21 protein-coding genes are annotated in these 16476 nt (G+C 65.1%); 14 read left to right on the forward strand and 7 right to left on the reverse strand.

What is annotated here, in order from left to right; genetic code table 11:
* The first annotated feature begins 18 nt into the window (after positions 1-18).
* Positions 19-660 carry an FMN-binding negative transcriptional regulator gene (locus tag HAP40_RS18225; protein ID WP_166816507.1) on the forward strand — a complete coding sequence of 214 codons (642 nt, stop codon included), beginning with the start codon at positions 19-21 and terminating at the stop codon, positions 658-660.
* 40 nt (positions 661-700) lie between these two features.
* Positions 701-1519, forward strand: coding sequence for a pyridoxal kinase (gene pdxY, locus HAP40_RS18230; RefSeq protein WP_166816506.1), 819 nt, complete (start codon positions 701-703; stop codon positions 1517-1519).
* 5 nt (positions 1520-1524) lie between these two features.
* Here pdxY and HAP40_RS18235 read toward each other — a convergent pair whose 3' ends face one another.
* The gene (locus HAP40_RS18235) at positions 1525-2823 is read right to left on the reverse strand and encodes a hypothetical protein (RefSeq protein WP_166816505.1); all 1299 of its coding nucleotides are present in this window, start codon (positions 2821-2823) and stop codon (positions 1525-1527) included.
* A gap of 359 nt (positions 2824-3182) precedes the next feature.
* Here HAP40_RS18235 and HAP40_RS18240 point away from each other — a divergent pair, with 359 nt between their 5' ends.
* The 4 genes from HAP40_RS18240 to HAP40_RS18255 all read left to right on the forward strand — a co-directional run bounded on the left by HAP40_RS18240 (position 3183) and on the right by HAP40_RS18255 (position 4497).
* The gene (locus tag HAP40_RS18240; protein ID WP_208024939.1) at positions 3183-3347 is read left to right on the forward strand and encodes a Flp family type IVb pilin; all 165 of its coding nucleotides are present in this window, start codon (positions 3183-3185) and stop codon (positions 3345-3347) included.
* A 92-nt stretch (positions 3348-3439) separates the two neighbouring features.
* The gene (locus HAP40_RS18245) at positions 3440-3646 is read left to right on the forward strand and encodes a hypothetical protein (RefSeq protein WP_166816504.1); all 207 of its coding nucleotides are present in this window, start codon (positions 3440-3442) and stop codon (positions 3644-3646) included.
* Between the two features lie 172 nt (positions 3647-3818).
* Positions 3819-4070 carry a hypothetical protein gene (locus HAP40_RS18250; protein ID WP_166816503.1) on the forward strand — a complete coding sequence of 84 codons (252 nt, stop codon included), beginning with the start codon at positions 3819-3821 and terminating at the stop codon, positions 4068-4070.
* 280 nt (positions 4071-4350) lie between these two features.
* On the forward strand, positions 4351-4497 hold the full coding sequence (locus HAP40_RS18255) for a hypothetical protein (RefSeq protein ID WP_166816502.1): 147 nt from the start codon (positions 4351-4353) through the stop codon (positions 4495-4497).
* On the opposite strand, the gene HAP40_RS18260 is transcribed toward HAP40_RS18255, so the two are convergent.
* The gene (locus HAP40_RS18260; protein WP_166819459.1) at positions 4464-5075 is read right to left on the reverse strand and encodes a bifunctional transcriptional activator/DNA repair enzyme AdaA; all 612 of its coding nucleotides are present in this window, start codon (positions 5073-5075) and stop codon (positions 4464-4466) included. The two genes, HAP40_RS18255 and HAP40_RS18260, sit on opposite strands and share 34 nt — an antisense overlap.
* 132 nt (positions 5076-5207) lie before the next feature.
* Here HAP40_RS18260 and HAP40_RS18265 point away from each other — a divergent pair, with 132 nt between their 5' ends.
* The 5 genes from HAP40_RS18265 (at position 5208) to HAP40_RS18285 (ending at position 8652) form a co-directional block, all read left to right on the forward strand.
* Positions 5208-5624 carry a nuclear transport factor 2 family protein gene (locus tag HAP40_RS18265; RefSeq protein WP_166816501.1) on the forward strand — a complete coding sequence of 139 codons (417 nt, stop codon included), beginning with the start codon at positions 5208-5210 and terminating at the stop codon, positions 5622-5624.
* Between the two features lie 86 nt (positions 5625-5710).
* Positions 5711-6631, forward strand: coding sequence for a DMT family transporter (locus HAP40_RS18270; RefSeq protein WP_166816500.1), 921 nt, complete (start codon positions 5711-5713; stop codon positions 6629-6631).
* A 316-nt stretch (positions 6632-6947) separates the two neighbouring features.
* Positions 6948-7358, forward strand: a complete 411-nt coding sequence (locus HAP40_RS18275; protein ID WP_166816499.1) for a VOC family protein — start codon at positions 6948-6950, stop codon at positions 7356-7358.
* A 218-nt stretch (positions 7359-7576) separates the two neighbouring features.
* Positions 7577-8236 carry a cell envelope biogenesis protein TolA gene (locus tag HAP40_RS18280; protein ID WP_166816498.1) on the forward strand — a complete coding sequence of 220 codons (660 nt, stop codon included), beginning with the start codon at positions 7577-7579 and terminating at the stop codon, positions 8234-8236.
* Positions 8237-8325: 89 nt separating this feature from the next.
* A complete protein-coding gene (locus HAP40_RS18285) occupies positions 8326-8652 on the forward strand; it encodes a (2Fe-2S) ferredoxin domain-containing protein (protein WP_166816497.1) in 327 nt (108 codons plus the stop codon).
* A 42-nt stretch (positions 8653-8694) separates the two neighbouring features.
* Here HAP40_RS18285 and HAP40_RS18290 read toward each other — a convergent pair whose 3' ends face one another.
* A complete protein-coding gene (locus tag HAP40_RS18290) occupies positions 8695-8952 on the reverse strand; it encodes a hypothetical protein (protein ID WP_246741078.1) in 258 nt (85 codons plus the stop codon).
* A gap of 215 nt (positions 8953-9167) precedes the next feature.
* Here HAP40_RS18290 and HAP40_RS18295 point away from each other — a divergent pair, with 215 nt between their 5' ends.
* Positions 9168-9446 carry a hypothetical protein gene (locus HAP40_RS18295; RefSeq protein ID WP_166816496.1) on the forward strand — a complete coding sequence of 93 codons (279 nt, stop codon included), beginning with the start codon at positions 9168-9170 and terminating at the stop codon, positions 9444-9446.
* A 341-nt stretch (positions 9447-9787) separates the two neighbouring features.
* Entirely contained in the window at positions 9788-10294 is a 507-nt protein-coding gene (locus tag HAP40_RS18300; protein WP_166816495.1) for a hypothetical protein, read from the forward strand.
* A 181-nt stretch (positions 10295-10475) separates the two neighbouring features.
* Here the strand turns inward: HAP40_RS18300 and HAP40_RS18305 are convergent, their stop codons facing one another.
* A complete protein-coding gene (locus tag HAP40_RS18305) occupies positions 10476-11273 on the reverse strand; it encodes a transglycosylase SLT domain-containing protein (RefSeq protein ID WP_166816494.1) in 798 nt (265 codons plus the stop codon).
* 206 nt (positions 11274-11479) lie between these two features.
* On the opposite strand from HAP40_RS18305, the gene HAP40_RS18310 reads away from it, so the two are divergent.
* A complete protein-coding gene (locus tag HAP40_RS18310; RefSeq protein ID WP_166816493.1) occupies positions 11480-12514 on the forward strand; it encodes an acyl-CoA desaturase in 1035 nt (344 codons plus the stop codon).
* A gap of 93 nt (positions 12515-12607) precedes the next feature.
* On the opposite strand, the gene HAP40_RS18315 is transcribed toward HAP40_RS18310, so the two are convergent.
* The 3 genes from HAP40_RS18315 to HAP40_RS18325 form a co-directional block, all read right to left on the reverse strand.
* Positions 12608-13810: a calcium-binding protein gene (locus HAP40_RS18315; RefSeq protein WP_166816492.1), complete on the reverse strand. Its 1203-nt coding sequence runs from the start codon at positions 13808-13810 to the stop codon at positions 12608-12610.
* Between the two features lie 95 nt (positions 13811-13905).
* Positions 13906-15108, reverse strand: a complete 1203-nt coding sequence (locus HAP40_RS18320; protein WP_166816491.1) for a calcium-binding protein — start codon at positions 15106-15108, stop codon at positions 13906-13908.
* A 269-nt stretch (positions 15109-15377) separates the two neighbouring features.
* Complete coding sequence (locus tag HAP40_RS18325) at positions 15378-16430, reverse strand: hypothetical protein (RefSeq protein ID WP_166816490.1); 1053 nt, start codon at positions 16428-16430, stop codon at positions 15378-15380.
* Between the last annotated feature and the right edge of the window lie 46 nt (positions 16431-16476).

Below are 16476 nucleotides of genomic sequence, written 5' to 3' on the forward strand. Positions count from 1 at the left end.
GTCGTCGAGCGCCGCGCCATGCACGTCCTCCGCCCCCAATTCCGCATCGAGGAGCAGCGCGCGCTGGAATTTGCCGGATCGCGCGGCTTCGGCGTGATCGTGGCGGCGGACGAGCGCGGGCCCCGGGCCTCGCACGTGCCGTTCGTGCTGGGCGAGCGCGGCGGGCACACCATCGTGCAGATCCATTTCACCGCCAAGAACCCGCTCGTGCCGCTGGCCGACGGCAGCAGGCGGTTTCTGCTGATCGTTGCCGGCGACGATGCCTACGTCTCCAACGACTGGTATGCCTCGCGCGACAACGTCTCGACCTGGCTTTATGAGGCGGTGCATCTGTCGGGCGTGGCGCATCTGTGCGCGCTCGACGAAAACCGCGAACACGGCGACGCGCTGCTTGCGGTCTCCGAGGCGCGGTTGCCCAAGCAGCCCTGGGATCTCGCACAGATGGAGGCGGGCAAGCGCGAGAGCATGCTGGCTGCGATCCGCGTCGTCGATCTCGTGGTGGATCAGATCGAGGGACAGGCCAAGCTCAACCAGCACAAGAGCGATGCCGACCATGTCGCTGTCGCCGACCAGTTGCTGCGGTCGGCGGAGACAGGCCACCGGCGGCTTGCGCGCCGGATGCAGGCGCTGCGACCAGGGCTCAGATACGAGATCCCGTAGCCCTTGCCCCGTCCGACGTTTGACCTTACGGACCTCCGTCATGCTCGTCATCTCCATTCAAAGCCAGGTGGTCCACGGCCATGTTGGCAACAGCGCGGCGGCCTATGCCATGCAGGCGGAGGGCGTGAACGTCGCGGCGGTGCCGACGACGCTGCTGTCGAACCATCCGCGCTACCCCAGCCTGCGCGGACGGGTGCTGGAGACCGAGCTGGTTGCCGATCTGCTGAAGGGTGTCGAGGAGCGCGGCCTCGTCGACGAGGCGGCCGTGCTCGTCACCGGCTATCTCGGCTCGCCCGGCAATGCTGCCGTGGTCGCCGATTTCGTCGAGCGGGCTTTGGAGCGCAATTCGAAGCTCATCTATCTCTGTGATCCCGTGATCGGGGACGATGGCCGCGTCTATGTCGCCGACGGAATCCTGGACGTGGTCCGGCATCGGCTGCTGCCGGCCGCGAACCTGACGACACCGAACCGATTCGAGCTCGAGCTGCTTGCGGGGCTTACAATTTCCGATACGCAGGACCTGCGCGCCGCCTGCGCCGCGCTCGCGGGACGAGGCCGCATCGACGTCGTCGCGACCGGCTGCACGCTCGCGGACACGCCGGAAGGGCAGTTGGAGACGATCCTTTGCGCCGATGGCCAGCTGTCGCGCTTTGCGACGCCGCGTCTGCCGATCCGTCCCTATGGCACCGGCGACCTGCTGACGGGACTGATCGCGGCGCATCTGGCCAAGGGCGAGGCGGCGGAGGTGGCGGTGCAGCTTGCGGTCGAGACCATCTTTGCGGTGCTGGTGCGCACGCAGGAGGCTGGCACGACCGAGATGCGTCTCGTGCCGCTACCGACGCGGGGCCGCGAGCCGTAACGGCCTCAGGTCGCGCGCTTGCCGGCCGATTGCGCCGCCTTTTGCGGCTTGGCCGTATTCTTCTGCTCGCGCGCGGCCTGGGCCTTGGGCGGCTTCGCATGGGCCGCAGCGTGCGCCTTCTTCGGCCTGACGTTGGCGGCTTCCTTGCGGTCCGTCGTGCCCCGGCGCGAGATATATTCCTTGCCGTCGATCGGGCCGACATGCGGCGGATCGCGGCCGAGATAGGGCCGGCCGATGCCGTACGCCTTGCCGTTGGCATCGACCCACTTCCACAGGATTTCGGTCGAGACCCAGCGCTGCGCGCGGTTGTTGCCCTGCGTGCTGACGATGTCGGCGGCCATGCCGTGACCGTAGCCGCCGCGCGTGCTCCCGCCATGATAGGAGCGGTCGGAGGCAGCCTTCAGGCCGCTCGCGATGGACTGACGATAGTCGTCGCGGAACGCACTGGTGATGCCCGGCGAGAGGCCGGCGGCCTCGGCTGCGAGCAGCGTGCGAAACAGCTTTCGCTTGAAGCTCTTGTCCATGCCGCCGATGACGTAATCCATCATCGACATGCCGGCGCGCTCGGCGGCCTTCGGGTCCTTCCAGGTAAAATCCTGGTCGACCAGCTTGGCGAAGCTGCGCATCACGGTCACCGTCTTGCCCTTGCGCTTGACGGTGACGGGGCGGCGCTCCACCACCCTCATCGAGTCTTCCTTCGCGGTGCGCTCATAGAGCGCCCAGAGATAACGGTCGATGCAGGCGTCCATGACGAAGCATTCGTCGAGCACGGCAACGGTGTCCGCCGGCGGCGAGGCCTTGCTTGCCACGACCGGGGCGGGACCGCCCGCGATCGTCGCGGCCGACAATGCTTCGGTGGCCACGATCTCGGTGGGATCGGCGGAGGCGAGCTTGACGGGCTCTGGCGCCGGCGCTGGCGGAGCTTCGCTGACGACAGGTGCTGGCTCCGGTAAAATCTGAGGCGCGGGCGGCTCCGCCGGCAAGATCAGCGCGGGATCGGCCGACGCCAGCTTGATGGCAGCGATAAGCGGCTCCGGCGGGGGTGCGGCTTCAACATTTGGCGGAATTGCTGCGGCAGCAGCGATGTCGGCGGTCAAGGCGACACCGTCCTCGATCGTCGCGGCGCGTGGAACGTCGGCGAGGTCGAGGCGGCCAAGATCCTTCGCGGGCGAGACGGCAGCCGCATTGGCGCTGCTGTGCTCGATGAGGGCAGGCGCGTAGGCGGACAGTGAGAGCACCAGCCAGCCGGCGAAAACGGCCGACGGGCACAAAACCGCGACCAAAAGAGACCGCCGATCATTCATGATCCCTGCCTCCAAACGGTTCTGTCCGAACCAGTCTCGTTCGAACAGTGGTGATGCAAACAGTCTTGATGCAGTCAGACTTGCACGGAAAGGCACGCAGTGGGTCGATTGTTCGGGGGACGGTGTGGCGACGCAATGGCGTAATTCCGGGAAATAGGTTTTTCGGAAAGAGTGTTGCGAAGTTGCAACGGAAGTTCCCCAACGGTTCCAAGGACGTAATCCTTGGAAACTACCTGCAGATGCAAAGCCCCGATTGTCGTCAAATTGAACGAAGTGCGTTTACTCAATCTTGGATTGCGGCGTGCATTGCTCGGGCGCCGGCAATTTCCGGTGGAATTGGGAAGGACGCGTCCGTGACGTTGAAATGCAAATGGGCCGAGTTCGTTGCCGATGAATCCGGCGCGACCGCAATCGAATATGGTCTGATCGCGGCCGGCATCGCACTCGCGATCATCGAAATCATCTATGCGCTCGGCACCAATCTTGTCGCAAAACTGCAATCGCTCGCGACCGCATTGAAGTAGCGGATACCGAGGCTTCCGCGATCGACGGTTGACTAGGGCGTCTTGAAAAATGCTCTCGGCAACTTTGGGCGGGGCTAGGCGTTGATCGGCCCATGAGCACGCATCCCTCGCTTCGTCCCATGGACGCCTTCGATCCGACCGAACCGGCCGTTCTGCACGATCGGGTGTCCGACACCATCATCACCTGGACCGCCGATCAGGCGGATGACTACCGGCGGGCCAGTCGGCTGCGTGAGGATGGAACCGTGGTCTGGAAGGCCTACCTGTTCGATGGGTGGGGCAATGTGCTCGGTGGCTGACCAGCGCCCATAAAAGCTCCATGTCGCGGCCGGCGCGATTCGGCCAAGACTCTGTACGCATTAAACATATCGCCATGCGCGGCGGGCGATGTTGCGATGCAATAGAACATGTCGCAATGCAGCAAAGCGCGCTTAAGTGTGTGCTCCGAATCTTCCATCAGGAGCATCACCAATGAACAAGACTTTGACGATCGCCGCCACCGTCCTGACGATCGCGAGCGCTACGTCGGCTTTTGCCGCCGAGCTGCCGACCTATGAGGCCAATGGATTTCCGGTCTCTCCCTTGCAGGTTCGCGTGCTCGGGGCCAGCCATGTCGAGCAGCAGGTGACCGCGCCCACGACGGTCGCCTCGGTGCACCAGGCGAAGGTGCTCGGCTCCCGCAAGGTCAAGACCGCCGACGTCACCACGGGCGCGGCCCGCTGAACTGACATTGCATGAAGGGCAGACGGGTCTCGCAGCGCGCGACCCGCTGCCTCATGCGATCATCGAAGTTAGATCTCGTCTCGCGCGAGCGGCGAGGAGACAAATTGCGCTCGATGCGCTGATCGAGACTCCGGCCGCGAGCAAGTTCGCGTGAAGCTGCCGGTCATGTATGCTCGTTCATAACGAGCGTGATCCCCTTAACAGTTGATTTGCAGGTCGCATTGCTTGATGCGGCCGCCGCATCGTCGCGGCCATTTTTTGAAATCATAATGGAGGCATCATGCCCGTTGCGCAGAAGGCCGCTATCGCCACCGCCTCGCCGCGTGCGTTCATTCTCAGGCACGCCACGCTGTTCGCCGCCGCCGTGCTGTTCGTGTTCGTGCTGAGCCTGACCTATGGGCTCGATCTCAGCCCGGGATTGTTCTGAGCGATTGCGCGACCTGACGACAGGCGTGGTGCGCGCAGGCTCGACGGCGAGCGGCCGTAGAGCTCGGCGAAGGCGGCGTTGAACCGGCGCAGGCTGCCGAAGCCGGCCTGGAACGCGATCTCCGTCATGGTGCGATCGCCGGCATCGAGCAGGCGCTTGGCGCGCTGCACGCGCAACGTCCTGGCGAGCTGCTGCGGCGTCGCACCGACGTGCCGCTCGAACAAGCGCGCCAGATGACGCGAGGAGATGCCGAGCCGCATCGCGAGCGTCACCACCGAGTCCTGATCGAGTGCGCCGCCGTCGATCAGCTTCACCGCGCGCGCCACCGTCGACCGCGTGCCGTTCCAGGCCGGGCAGAACGGCGCGGTCTCGGGACGGCAGCGAAGGCAGGGCCGGAAGCCCGCCGCTTCCGCCGCGGCCGCCGTCGGATAATAGCCGACATTGCGCGTCAGCGGCTGCTTGGCCGGGCACACCGGGCGGCAATAGATCCCCGTGGTCTTCACCGCCGTGAAGAAGCGGCCGTCATAGCGGGGATCGCGGCGCAGGCGCGCGGCGTTGCAGGTCGTAAAGCTCAGCATCGCCGCATGATAGCGCAGACGCATGGGGAGGAAAGGGTTGCGGGATGACCGAGTCCGATTGTGGCGAGCGGCAAGGCGCATCAAGGCCTAGAAGGCGGCCCTCGTTTCAATGCAAGCCGCGGAGCGCGCCTCGTGACCAGCCCGAAAGACGTCGTCCTCAATGCCTGGAAGACCTTCGCCTCGCGCGATGCCGCCCGCATCGCCGCGCTGTTCACGGACGATGCCGAATGGATCGCGCCGAAAGGCAACGCGACCGCGATCGCGCTCGATCACACCGACCACATGGTCGGCGCACCGCAGATCGCGCGCTTCATCGCGCAGGAGATGCACAGGCTGTTCTCGAACGTCGATATCGCATTCGTCGGCGTCCATGCCGACGGCGACAAGGTGATCGTTGAGGAGCGGATGCGCGCCACGCTTCCCGGCGGGGCTTGTTACGAGAACGATTATTGCTTCGTGTTCACCGTTGCAGGCGACAGGATCCGCGAGGTGCGCGAATACATGGATACGCGCAAGGGCTGGCGGATGGTGTTCGGCGAGGAGGGGTGAGGATGCGAGCCCCGCCCTTGCCATTGCGTGCCAGCCCTGCAGCCGCGTGGGTTGAGGCATCTGGCGCGCTGACATAAGGCTTCTCCATGGATCAGCGGACGAGCGGCGCTGACGCTCCCACCCAAGCGAATGACGCAGGCCCGGCGCTGCTCGGCGTCCTCTGCGGGCTGGCAGCGGCGCTGTTCTGGGCGCTTGGCTTCGCCAGCACGCGGCACGGCCTCAATGTCGGCTTCACGCCGGTCGACCTGCTCGTGCATCGCTATGTCTGGTCGGGAATCGCGTTCCTGCCGCTGGTGTTTCGCGCCGGCATCTCCGATCTCTGCGGCATCGGCTGGGGCAGGGGCCTTGCGCTGATGGTGCTGGGCGGCCCGGTGATGGCGCTGATCTCCTACACCGGATTCCTGTTCGTGCCGCTTGGCCATGGCAGCGTGATCCAGCCCTCCAGCGCGACGCTCGGCGGCCTGCTGCTCGCCGCTTTGTTCCTGAAAGAGACGATCTCCGCTTCGCGTCTGGCCGGCGCGTTGCTCATCGTCGCCGGCCTCGGCGTGATCGGCGCGGAATCGATCGGCCATATCGGCGCCGACGGCGTGCTCGGCGATCTGATCTTCGTGCTCACCGGGTTCATGTTCGCCGGCTTCGGCGCGCTGCTGCGCCACTGGCGCGTCTCCGCCGTGTCGGCCGCGCTCGTCATCAACGTGCTGTCGCTGCTGCTGCTGCCGATCTATCTCGCAACCGGCGGGCTCGCCCGCATCGCTGCAATCGGCCTTCGCGAGAACGCGATCCAGGCGCTGGCGCAGGGCGTGCTGGCAGGGCCCGCCGCGCTCTATCTGTTCGCCGTCTCGGTGCAGCGCCTCGGCGTCGCCCGGGCCGCGGTGTTTCCCGCGATCGTGCCGGCGCTGACGCTGCTGGTCGGCTGGCTGCTGCTCGGCGAGCCGCCGACGACGCTGCAGGCCGCCGGTCTCGTGACGGTTCTGTGCGGGTTTTACCTCGCGCAGCGGCAGCGGTAGACCGCCGGTGCATCGCGGCGCCGCGCTCAAACAGGAAGGCCGCCCGGAGGCGGCCCCTCAAGTCTCAAAGCTGTGATGCAATCGAACAGGTAACCCTGCAAGCCAGCCCCGGGGCGAGAAAATCGATGCGCACTGAAAACGCCTGCCCGGCAGCCATTACCTTACACAGATTTGCGACAACGATAAGAAGAATTGTGCGTTCCAGCCTCAGGAACCGGCGTTAGCGTTACCGCGAGCGACGGCCTTCCTCGCGGCGCCGCGAGGTGCGGCACCATCCCGGATTGCGCCGCGCCCCGGCCGGGCTACGCTGGCCATCATGACCTTCCTGCTCAACATCGACGTCCCCGACGTCATCGCCGCCACGACCTTTTACACCGAGGCCTTCGGCCTCACCGTCGGCCGCCGCTTCGGCACCGGCTTCGTCGAGTTGCTGGGGTGGCCGGCGCCGGTGTACCTGCTCACCAAGCAGGCCGGGACGGTGGGCGCCGGCGGCGATCGCCGCCGCTACGAGCGGCACTGGACGCCGGTGCATGTCGACGTCGTGGTCGACGATGTCGATGCCGCGGTCGAACGCGCGCTGCGCGCCGGCGCGGTCCTCGAGGTCGCCGCAACCGATGCGCCTTATGGGCGGATCGCCATGCTGGCCGATCCGTTCGGGCACGGGTTTTGTCTGCTGACGTTCAGCGAGCGCGGCTATGACGCGCTGCTCGATGCGGATGGAGCCTAGCCCGGGGGCCGCACGGCAATATTGCCCAAAACAACCCCATGCACAGTAGGGAACCCTTTGAGATTGCTTGATTCTGCAATACCGAAGTCATGACGGCTAGGTCGGGCTCGATTCTGTAATCCCGAAATAGAGTTTGACTCGTCGGGCAAAACAAGGGCACACTGGCATGGTGGCGCCGGTGCGACAGCGGCTTGTGCGTCGCCAGCGCGCGGGGCGGAATGGCGAAGACACCCAACCGAAAACTGAAGACCTATCAGACCTCGCTCGGCTTCTTCGACCAGGCGATCGCCGCGCCCTCGATGAAGGCGGCGCTTGCCGCCTGGGGCGCCAGCTCCAATCTGTTCCATCAGGGCGTCGCGAAAGAGACCGACGACCCCGACATTGTCGCTGCGACGATGGAAAAACCCGGCGTGGTGCTCAGGCGCCCGGTCGGATCGGATGGTCCGTTCTCCGAGAGCGCGGAGCTGCCGACTGATCTCGCCGAGGATGACGCGGGGCCCAAGCGCAGGCCGAAGAAGCGTCCGGCCAAAACGACCAAGACGAAGCCTGCAGCGAAGAAGACCGCCAAGGCACCCTCGCGCAAGAGCGACGATCAGGCCGCGCGCAAGGCCGCAGCGGCCTTCGAGAAGGAAGAGCGGCGTCGCGAGGCCGAGCGGAAGAAAGAGGAGGCCGCCCGCGCCAGGGAGCGTGCGCGCCGGGACAAGGCGGTCGCGAGCGCGCAAGCCGCGCTGGACAAGGCAAGGCGGGAGCACGAGGCGCGGGCAGAGGCCATCGACGCCGAGCGGGCTGCGCTGGATGAGCGTGCGGAGGCCGAGCAGCGAAGCTGGGACAAGCAGCGGATGAAGCTCGAGGAGGCCGTGCGCCGGGCGCGGGCGTAGGCGCCGGCTCATGCGTGCGGGATCGCCGCGCTCAGCGGCAGGACCGCGGTTCCATCCCTATATGGGCTGAAGTCCCCTATAGGTCTTCCATGCCAGCAAAGCCCTCGAAATCCGCAAACCCGATGCTCGTGCGCCCGCGTCGCGCGGCGCCCGTCCTGGTGTGCCGCAAATGCCTCAAGCGCAGCGACGAGGGCCGCGACGTCAGGCGTGCGCTGAAGTCCGAACTGAAGGCGAGCAGGCGCGACGGCACCAAGCCGGCCAAGCTCGTCGTGACCGGATGCTTCGGCCTCTGCCCGAAGACGTCGGTCGTGATCGCGAGCGGCGCCAGCCTGGCGCGGCAGGAATATGTGCTGGTTGCCGACCGCGATCAGGTGCCGCAGGCGCTCGCGCTGCTGGACGGCGAGAGCGTGGAGTGACCTCCAGCGCTGCGCGGAGCAGCTGGCGAGGAAGGGCAGGACTCAAGCGCGCGCCTCCAGGCAGGCGCGGACCTTGTCTGCCTGCGGGCGCGGAACGGCATGAGCACGCCACTGCTCGCGCGTGGCGCCGGCGGCGGTCAGGCAGCGGTTGATATTGCGGTCATAGCTGTCACGGGACATGCGATCGCGCTTGGCCTGGCAGGCAGCGTCGCCGCCGCACTCGTAAAGCGGCGCGGCCATGGCTGCCGGGATCCCCATCGCCAAGGACGCCAGGACGAAAGCCGTCATCAACTTGTTCATCTATGCCCCCGGGAAACGAATCGATTTTGCTTTAATGAGAGATCGTCTAGCGTGTCCAATTGCCGCATGCAATCTGAAGACGCGCGGAGCCCCGGTCGGTCTCGGAGGTGTTGCGGCCGCCAGGGCCGGCGACGTTCATTCACGCAATGTCGAGATTGAATTGGCTTGCCTTGCCGTGCGTCCTTTTGCACTCTGGCGGCAAGGAGACCAATTCAATGAAGAAAATGACCATCGCTTATGCGCTCGGTGCGGCCCTGGTGCTGGGGAGTCTTGCAACATCGGCTGCCGAAGCAAAGCCGCGCAAGCAAGTGGTTCGTGCACCGCAGGAGAGGCTGATCGTCACGGCGCCCGTGCTCCGGCCGACGCCGTGGGATTACTATATCGTTCCGCGCTATCGCTACCGCCCGGAGGACGACAAGGTCGATCCCTATGGCCCGCCGCTGGTGCCGTCTTATGTCCGTTATCAGGGTTGGCGTTGGCCGTATTGGTGGTGAATACCATCACGTTCTTCGGCGAGTGGTGATCGACCATCGACGAACCCGGAGTTGAGCTCGCGGTCGGCGTCAAGCGCCGGCCGGTTGGCACGATGCGGGGTGCGATCGCCCGCCGATTCGATCCGGCTCGTTCCTCGCTGGGGGGCGATTTCTTGTGAAAACTCCTATCTTCGCAGAGGTTTGACGGCAGCGACTTCACCATCGCTGCGTGCGGTGGCCAATGACGGGAGAAAGTGGCAAACTTGCGACTGTCAAGGGTAGATCTGAGTAGAACGTGGCTTGTCCCCGTAATAAACAAAATATTGTTTGGGGTGCGGGGCGCGTATTGAGAGGATCAAACCATGGCAAGTGTTGAGGTATTGCACAGACGAGAAGGCGTAAATCTGCTTCAGCTCGAGGCGGACATTGCTTCGGTCCGCACGGGCAGCTCTATCGCTTCCATTTCTCTGCCCGATTATGTCGAACATACCGAGGGGGTGTCACGCGTCGGCGCGCTCAGTGCAGAGGCGGTCATCCGCGACTATGAGTCCGCGGCAAAAGAGATCGAGGCCATGGGCACGGAATTGATCGACGCCGCGCGGAAATGCGAGGCGCTGACGGCCCAGGTCCATGATGCGATCGCCTTCATGCGGGAAACGGCAGCGGGGTATCGTGAAGAGGGACGCAAGATCTTCAGGCGCATCGAAGAATGCGCGCTGTTCACCGAAGACGTCCGCAAGACCTGCGAACAGGTCAAGCGCAGAATGACCGAAGGCTCGGTAGGCCAATTTTCCGATGACGAGCCTGCGCCGGAAGAGCCCGAGCTGAGCGGGATCGCAGCCCACGTGTCGATGACCGAGGTACGGTGAGGCGGGCGTAGTGGGGAGTTCGTAGGATGGGTTGAGTGCTTGCGAACCGCGTCGTTGCGCGCAGCGTCGATGCGTATCGCTTCCGCCTTCGGCGAGCCTCGGCGGGACAAGTCCGCCTTCGCTCGGTGAGCCAGGGCGGACAGGTCGCTCCACCCATCCTACGGTCTGCGACACCCATGGTCTAACCGCCGTCATCCGCCGCAAGGCGCTGAAACTGCCGCTTCATCGCGTTGACGCGCGCAATGTAGGCCGCGACGAGATGATCGCCGCAGCGCTCGCCTGATATCATCTGAAACTTGCGCCGGGCATAGGCCGTGGCGGGGCCGCCGCCGCAGAGATGGATGAAGGTGGCCAGATCCTGCTTCTGCTGCGGGCTTGGCTTCGCATCGCCGGCGCGGGCGAGAACCCCAGCCATTTGCCGGTCGAGATACACCGACGCCAGCTCGACGGCATGGCTCGGGATTACCCGAACATAGAACCCGCTGAACCCGCATCCGGTGTCGGTGACCGCGTTGCCGCGGACGCAGAACCGCGCGGCTTCGGTGAAAGCCGGGTCGGTCATCTGGAACAGCCCGACGGCGCTGGAGGCGGGGCGCCAGATCGCGAGCGGATTGAAGCTCCATCGCCAACGCCAATAGGTGCGCGCCAGCGGATTGCCCGAGCTCTCCGTCTGCGCCAGCGCGGCCAGCAATTCCGGCGTGACCGCAGCAGTGGCATGCTTGCGGAACAGCGGGGCGTATCTCGCCCAGGTCTCCTCCGGCTCCTTGTCGAGGGCGTGGCCGACGACGGCGAACAGCTCGGTCGGCTTGCGGAGCGTTTGATAGGCGACGTTCAGAAGTGCTGCGGCCGCAAGCAGCGCCGCCGCGCCGCCCGCGATCCGGACCATCCGCGGCGCGCGCGCGAACCTCGTCCGCGCCCACCGGGCGGCCCGCCGGACACTGCGCAGGCGAGGGAGGAAGCTGTTGCGTTTGGCTGGCATCGACGCTGCGGGAGTGGATTGCGGAGAGTTTGTATTTAGTTAACGCCGTCCGCCCGGCCTTGAAATCCCGATTCATTTCGCGCTGTCCGAGCCGTTCGAGGCTTCGCCTCCGTGCTCCTACGGCCGCCGCACGCCTTGCGGGAAAAAACCCCCGGTTGTAGGTTGCGCTGCAGAACAGTTAATTTTGCGTAAATGGATCGGCGAAAATGACCGTCATCGATAGCGTCGCGCCAGAGGCAGTTCCGAATCCGAAAATGCCGCCCGGCGTGCTGCTGGAAGGGCCGGTGGTCGAAGCCAAGTTCCTCGATTCCTACATCGCGTTCGGCTTCATGATCGGCGGCTCGGTCGGGGCGCTGATCTGGGCCCTGCTGCAAGGCATCGGCTGGGTCGAGGTGTCGGTCTTCGCAGGTATGTTCCTGCTGACCACGATCGGCATCGGCTTCATGCATCGCTACTTCGTGCATCGCAGCTACCGCTGCGGTCCGGTGATGCGGACGATCCTCGCCCTGATCGCCACGCTGGCGGTGCAGGGCTCGATCCTGAAATGGGTGAGCAACCATCGCCGCCACCATCTCCATTCCGACAAGCCCGGCGACGTCCACAGCCCTTACTATGATGGCTACGGCAACCGCTACACCAGCTTCCTCAAGGGCATGTCCCATGCGCAGGGCGGCTGGGTGTGGGACCAGGCCACCACCGACGGCGAATACTACGCCAAGGACATCCTGGCCGACCCGATCGCCATGTTCTTCACGCGGACGCGCTGGTACTGGTACGCACTGTCGGCGGTGATCATTCCCGGCGCGATCGGCTACGCCTTCGGCGGCGTGCGCAGCATGATCGGCTGCATCCTGTTCGCCGGCCTGTTCCGCAGCTACATCATGACCATGGCGACCTCGCTGGTGAACTCGGTCTGCCACAGCGACGGCCGCTGGGGCTACCGCCGCTTCCAGACCAGCGACGGCACCACCAACGAGCTGGTGACGACGTTCCTCACCTTCGGCGAAGGCCTGCACAACAACCATCACCGCTTTCCGCGCGACGCTTATCTCTCGCACGCCTGGTACGAGATCGACATCAACGGGCTGATCATCCTCGGGCTCGGCAAGCTCGGGCTGGTGCATGACATCTTTGGTGTCGGCAAGCGTCAGCTGTCGGCGGATGCGGAGCAGGGCGGAGCCGCCGAAAGTCAGAACGCATTCGATGGCGCCGCGGACGACCTTCGCTCGGCCGGCAGGTAGGCGCTCTGAAGGGATTGGCGGGGCGGGGCAGGTGTCACCCGCATCTCGCCCCGCTATGGGCGGGGCGAGATGGCTGCCTCCAGAGCAACTCGTTCAGATGATGAAGTCGGTCGGGTGCAGGTTTGCTGCGTGGACGCCGTCGAGCGTGATGGTGTCGTTGGCCGAGAGGTGAACCACGGCATCGCCGGCGGCATTGTCGCTGATCAGTTTCGACAGCGCCGTCCAGTCCGCAAACCCGTAATCGTGCACGTTGATCAGGTCGTGCTCGGCCACGGTGCTGCCGACCGCCTTGTTGCCCTGGTCGAAGTCGGTGATGAGGTCATTCCCGGAGCCGGCGTTGAAGACGAAGGTGTCGCTGTTTCCGCCGCCCGAAAGCTGGTCGTTGCCGGCGCCGCCGTTGAGAATATCGCGGCCGCCGGTGATCGAGCCAGGGGTCGCGGGATTATAGACCTCCGCATCGCCATAGAGGCGGTCGGTGGCCGCTCCGCCAGTGAGGATATCGTTTCCGCCATGGGCATTGCCGGACATGGTCGGCGCGTCGCCGAACATCACATCGCGGGCATCGTCGGTGTACTGGGTGCTGATCTTGACGGTGAGGATGTCGTCGCCGCCCTGGGCGTTGTCGGTGAGGGATGTAGAGGAATCTCCCGACACCGAGGCGCCGGCCCAGACGTTGTCACCGCTCATGGTCAAGTTGATGTTGTCGTTGCCGCCATGCGCATCCCCGCCGATGGAACCGATGGCGTCGCCACTGATTCTCACCGAACCCTCCCTGGTGTCCAGATTGATGTTGAGCGTGTCATTGCCGCCCTGCGCCGTGCCGCTCATGGAACCACCGGCATCGCCGGCGTATATATTGTCGTAGCCTCGCCAGCCCACCTCGCCGATGATGGTGTCACTGCCGCCGTGCGAATTGCCCGACATGTCGCCGGCGACATCGCCGAAAACATGCGCGTTGGTGTACAACGACTTGTCCTCGGTATCGATCGTGTCGTTGCCGCCCCTGGCGTCGTCGGTCATCGCCTGGGCATCGCCGACCACGAGGGCGGTGTTCCAACCGTAATTGAAATTGACCGTCAGCGTGTCGTTGCCGCCGTGGGATTGGCCATGCAGCGTCGTGTTGTCGTCGCCGAAGATCGTGACCTCTGCTTCAGGCTGGCTGAGAGTTGCCGTCACGGTGTCGTTGCCGCCCCAGGCGTCCGTGGTGGTCGGGAAGTTCGGATCTCCGGTGATGGTTTCGATTTGACCAAACTGGTCGAGCAGGACGTCGATGGTGTCGTTGGGCAGATGTTGCATGGCGTAACTCCCATTTCATTGTCGGAGGCGGGCCGCACGCCGGCAAAATGCGCGACGTGCTGCGACCACGCTTCACGAAGGCGAATCCAGTTTCCTCAGATGATGAAGTCGGTCGGATGCAGGCTCGCGGCGTGAACCCCGTCCAGCGTGATGGAATCGTTGGCGGACAGGTGGATCACGGCGTCGCCGGCGGTGTTGTCGCTGATCAGTTTCGACAGCGCGGTCCAGTCGGTAAAGCCGTAGTTCTGCACGTCGATCAAATCGTGCTCCGCCGCGGTGCTGCCGACGGCCTCGTTGCCCTGATCGAAGTCGTTGATCACGTCGTTGCCGGAACCGGTGTTGAAGACGAAGAGGTCGTTGTTTGGTCCGCCCCACATCTGGTCGTTGCCGGCGCCGCCGTTCAGCGTATCCATGCCGCCGGTGATCGAACCCGGTGATGCGGGTTCATAGGTCCGCGCATCGCCATACATGAAGTCCCGGCCGGCGCCGCCGTTGAGGATGTCGTTGCCGCCCTGAGCATGACCCGTCATGTCCGGCGCGTCGCCGTACATCTGCGAGATCGCATCCGCATTCTGGCCGTCGATCTTGACGGTCAGGACATCGTCGCCGCCCTTGGTGAGATCCATCAGCGACGTCGACGAATCCCCCGACAGGGTTGCGCCGGATATCGGGCTGTCGCCGTCCAGGGTGGTGGTCAGATTGTCGTTGCCGCCCTGGGCAAGGCCGCGCAGGGCGCCGATGGCGTCGCCGCTGACAGCCGCCCCGCCGTCGATGGTGAGCACGCTCACATCGAGCGTGTCGTTGCCGCCGTGCGAGGTGTCGATCATGGAACCGCCGGCATCGCCGGCGAACAGGTTGGAACCGCCGCGCCACCCGATCGAGCCGGTGATGTCGTCATTGCCGCCCTGCGCGTTGCCCGACATGTCGCCCGCGACGTCGCCGAAGGCCGAGACAGGGGTGTAGATCGTGCCATGGGCATCCGCGACGATGGTGTCATTGCCGCCCTTGGCGTCGTCGATCATCGCCTGGGTATCGCCCACCACGAGGGCGGAGTTCCAGCCGCCGCTGATGTCGGCGATGAGCGTGTCGTTTCCGCCTTGCGAGTGACCGAGCAACGTCGTGTGGTCGTCGCCGAAGATCGTGAGTTGGGTATGGAGTTCGGCGACGGTGGCCGTCACGGTGTCGTTGCCGCCGACGACGTCCTTGGCCGCGGGAAAGCCGGGGTCTCCGGACACGGTCTCGATTTGACCAAACTGGTCAAGGGTGACGTCGAAGGTGTCGTTCGGCAGATGCTGCATGACGGAACTCCCATTTCCATTGCCGGAAGCGGGGCTGAGGCCTGCAGAGTTTCTTGCAAGTCGCGTTGTTGACCACGCTTCACCGGCAGCAATCTACCTTGGGTAGATGGCAGAGATTTGTAGGAATTCGGGAGAGAGTTTGATCGCACGCATGGAACCGCGGCGGCGATCGCGAAGATCGCCACCGCAAGCTTGCGCGTTGCTTCAACGTTTAATGACCTGCTTGCAGCAGCAAGCTGGCATGCACAACGCGTAGCCGCCTTGCCGGCTCACCAATCCGGATCGACGTAATAGGGATCGGCCATATAGGGCGGCATCCACCGGCCTCGCGGCGGCGGCCTGGGCCGCCTGGGTTCGGCCGCCGGTATGCGCGGCCGGGCATGCGCAGCCGCATCGTTGCTCACCACGCTGCGCACGACGGGCTTGGGGGCTGCAGAGGCGGATGACGCCGATGACGCGCTCAGTTGCGTCTGCAGCGCCTGGACCTGCGCGGCGAGGCGCGCATTCTCCGCCGCATCCTTCTCCTGCGCCGCCTTGAGCTGCTGAATCGTGGCGGCCTGCTCGCGCAGGGTCTGCTCGTTGCTGCTCTTCAGTTGCTCGAGCTTGCCGCTGATGCTCGCAAGCTCGCTCGTGATGGCCTTGAGCGATTGCGCGAGCTCCGGCGATGCCGGCTCAGGCGCCGCGGCAGCGGCAGGCTTTGGCGCGCTGTCCGTGTCCTTGGCGGCTGGCGGTGCGGGCACAAGGCTCGGTTCATCCGCGGCAGCCAGTTGCACCGCCGGCGGCTGCGCTGGAGTTTCGACGGCGGACGACTGAGGTGGCGCGCTCGCAGGCGGCGGAGCCCATCGCGCCATGATCGACTTGCCGATCGATGTGGCCTCGTCGCCATATTGCGAAGCGACGGCGGCACCGAGCAAGCCGATCGCCAACACGAGAATGAACAAGGCGCGCATCATGGCCCGGTCTCCCTTCAGGCCCTGGTCGCGAGGCTCGCGAGGCTTGGCATTCGAAATTTTGGCATTCTGAACCTTGACGTCCGGCGCAGGCGTCTTGTCTCCGGATGTGGCGGCTGCCGTCGCAGCGGCGCTTGCGTGCGAGGTCCGCGGGGCTTCGCTGCTCCGTTCCATTCCGGAAACCAGCCGGTCCAGCCGCGCAAGGTCTTCCTCTGCGCTCTTGATCCGGTCATAGGCCCGCGTCAGCCCGCTATCGGCGCGCGCCGCATCAGGATTGGCGGCGTCAGGCTTGGCAGCATCCGGCTTGGACGTATCAGACTTGCCGGTATCCGGTTTGGGGTCGTTCGTGTCAGGCACCGATGCGCTCTCCATCCGGTCGGGCTTCAATGGGAGGCAGTCCGATCTTGGAAAGGATAGG

Source organism: Bradyrhizobium sp. 1(2017) (assembly GCF_011602485.2).
Lineage (GTDB): Bacteria > Pseudomonadota > Alphaproteobacteria > Rhizobiales > Xanthobacteraceae > Bradyrhizobium.

Coding starts and splice junctions, on each gene's coding strand:
- HAP40_RS18225 (WP_166816507.1), top strand. CDS start 19: ATGCACGTCCTCCGCCCCCAATTCCGCATCGAGGAGCAGCGCGCGCTG.
- pdxY (WP_166816506.1), top strand. CDS start 701: ATGCTCGTCATCTCCATTCAAAGCCAGGTGGTCCACGGCCATGTTGGC.
- HAP40_RS18235 (WP_166816505.1), bottom strand. CDS start 2,823: ATGAATGATCGGCGGTCTCTTTTGGTCGCGGTTTTGTGCCCGTCGGCC.
- HAP40_RS18245 (WP_166816504.1), top strand. CDS start 3,440: ATGAGCACGCATCCCTCGCTTCGTCCCATGGACGCCTTCGATCCGACC.
- HAP40_RS18250 (WP_166816503.1), top strand. CDS start 3,819: ATGAACAAGACTTTGACGATCGCCGCCACCGTCCTGACGATCGCGAGC.
- HAP40_RS18255 (WP_166816502.1), top strand. CDS start 4,351: ATGCCCGTTGCGCAGAAGGCCGCTATCGCCACCGCCTCGCCGCGTGCG.
- HAP40_RS18260 (WP_166819459.1), bottom strand. CDS start 5,075: ATGCTGAGCTTTACGACCTGCAACGCCGCGCGCCTGCGCCGCGATCCC.
- HAP40_RS18270 (WP_166816500.1), top strand. CDS start 5,711: ATGGATCAGCGGACGAGCGGCGCTGACGCTCCCACCCAAGCGAATGAC.
- HAP40_RS18275 (WP_166816499.1), top strand. CDS start 6,948: ATGACCTTCCTGCTCAACATCGACGTCCCCGACGTCATCGCCGCCACG.
- HAP40_RS18280 (WP_166816498.1), top strand. CDS start 7,577: ATGGCGAAGACACCCAACCGAAAACTGAAGACCTATCAGACCTCGCTC.
- HAP40_RS18285 (WP_166816497.1), top strand. CDS start 8,326: ATGCCAGCAAAGCCCTCGAAATCCGCAAACCCGATGCTCGTGCGCCCG.
- HAP40_RS18290 (WP_246741078.1), bottom strand. CDS start 8,952: ATGAACAAGTTGATGACGGCTTTCGTCCTGGCGTCCTTGGCGATGGGG.
- HAP40_RS18295 (WP_166816496.1), top strand. CDS start 9,168: ATGAAGAAAATGACCATCGCTTATGCGCTCGGTGCGGCCCTGGTGCTG.
- HAP40_RS18300 (WP_166816495.1), top strand. CDS start 9,788: ATGGCAAGTGTTGAGGTATTGCACAGACGAGAAGGCGTAAATCTGCTT.
- HAP40_RS18305 (WP_166816494.1), bottom strand. CDS start 11,273: ATGCCAGCCAAACGCAACAGCTTCCTCCCTCGCCTGCGCAGTGTCCGG.
- HAP40_RS18310 (WP_166816493.1), top strand. CDS start 11,480: ATGACCGTCATCGATAGCGTCGCGCCAGAGGCAGTTCCGAATCCGAAA.
- HAP40_RS18315 (WP_166816492.1), bottom strand. CDS start 13,810: ATGCAACATCTGCCCAACGACACCATCGACGTCCTGCTCGACCAGTTT.
- HAP40_RS18320 (WP_166816491.1), bottom strand. CDS start 15,108: ATGCAGCATCTGCCGAACGACACCTTCGACGTCACCCTTGACCAGTTT.
- HAP40_RS18325 (WP_166816490.1), bottom strand. CDS start 16,430: ATGGAGAGCGCATCGGTGCCTGACACGAACGACCCCAAACCGGATACC.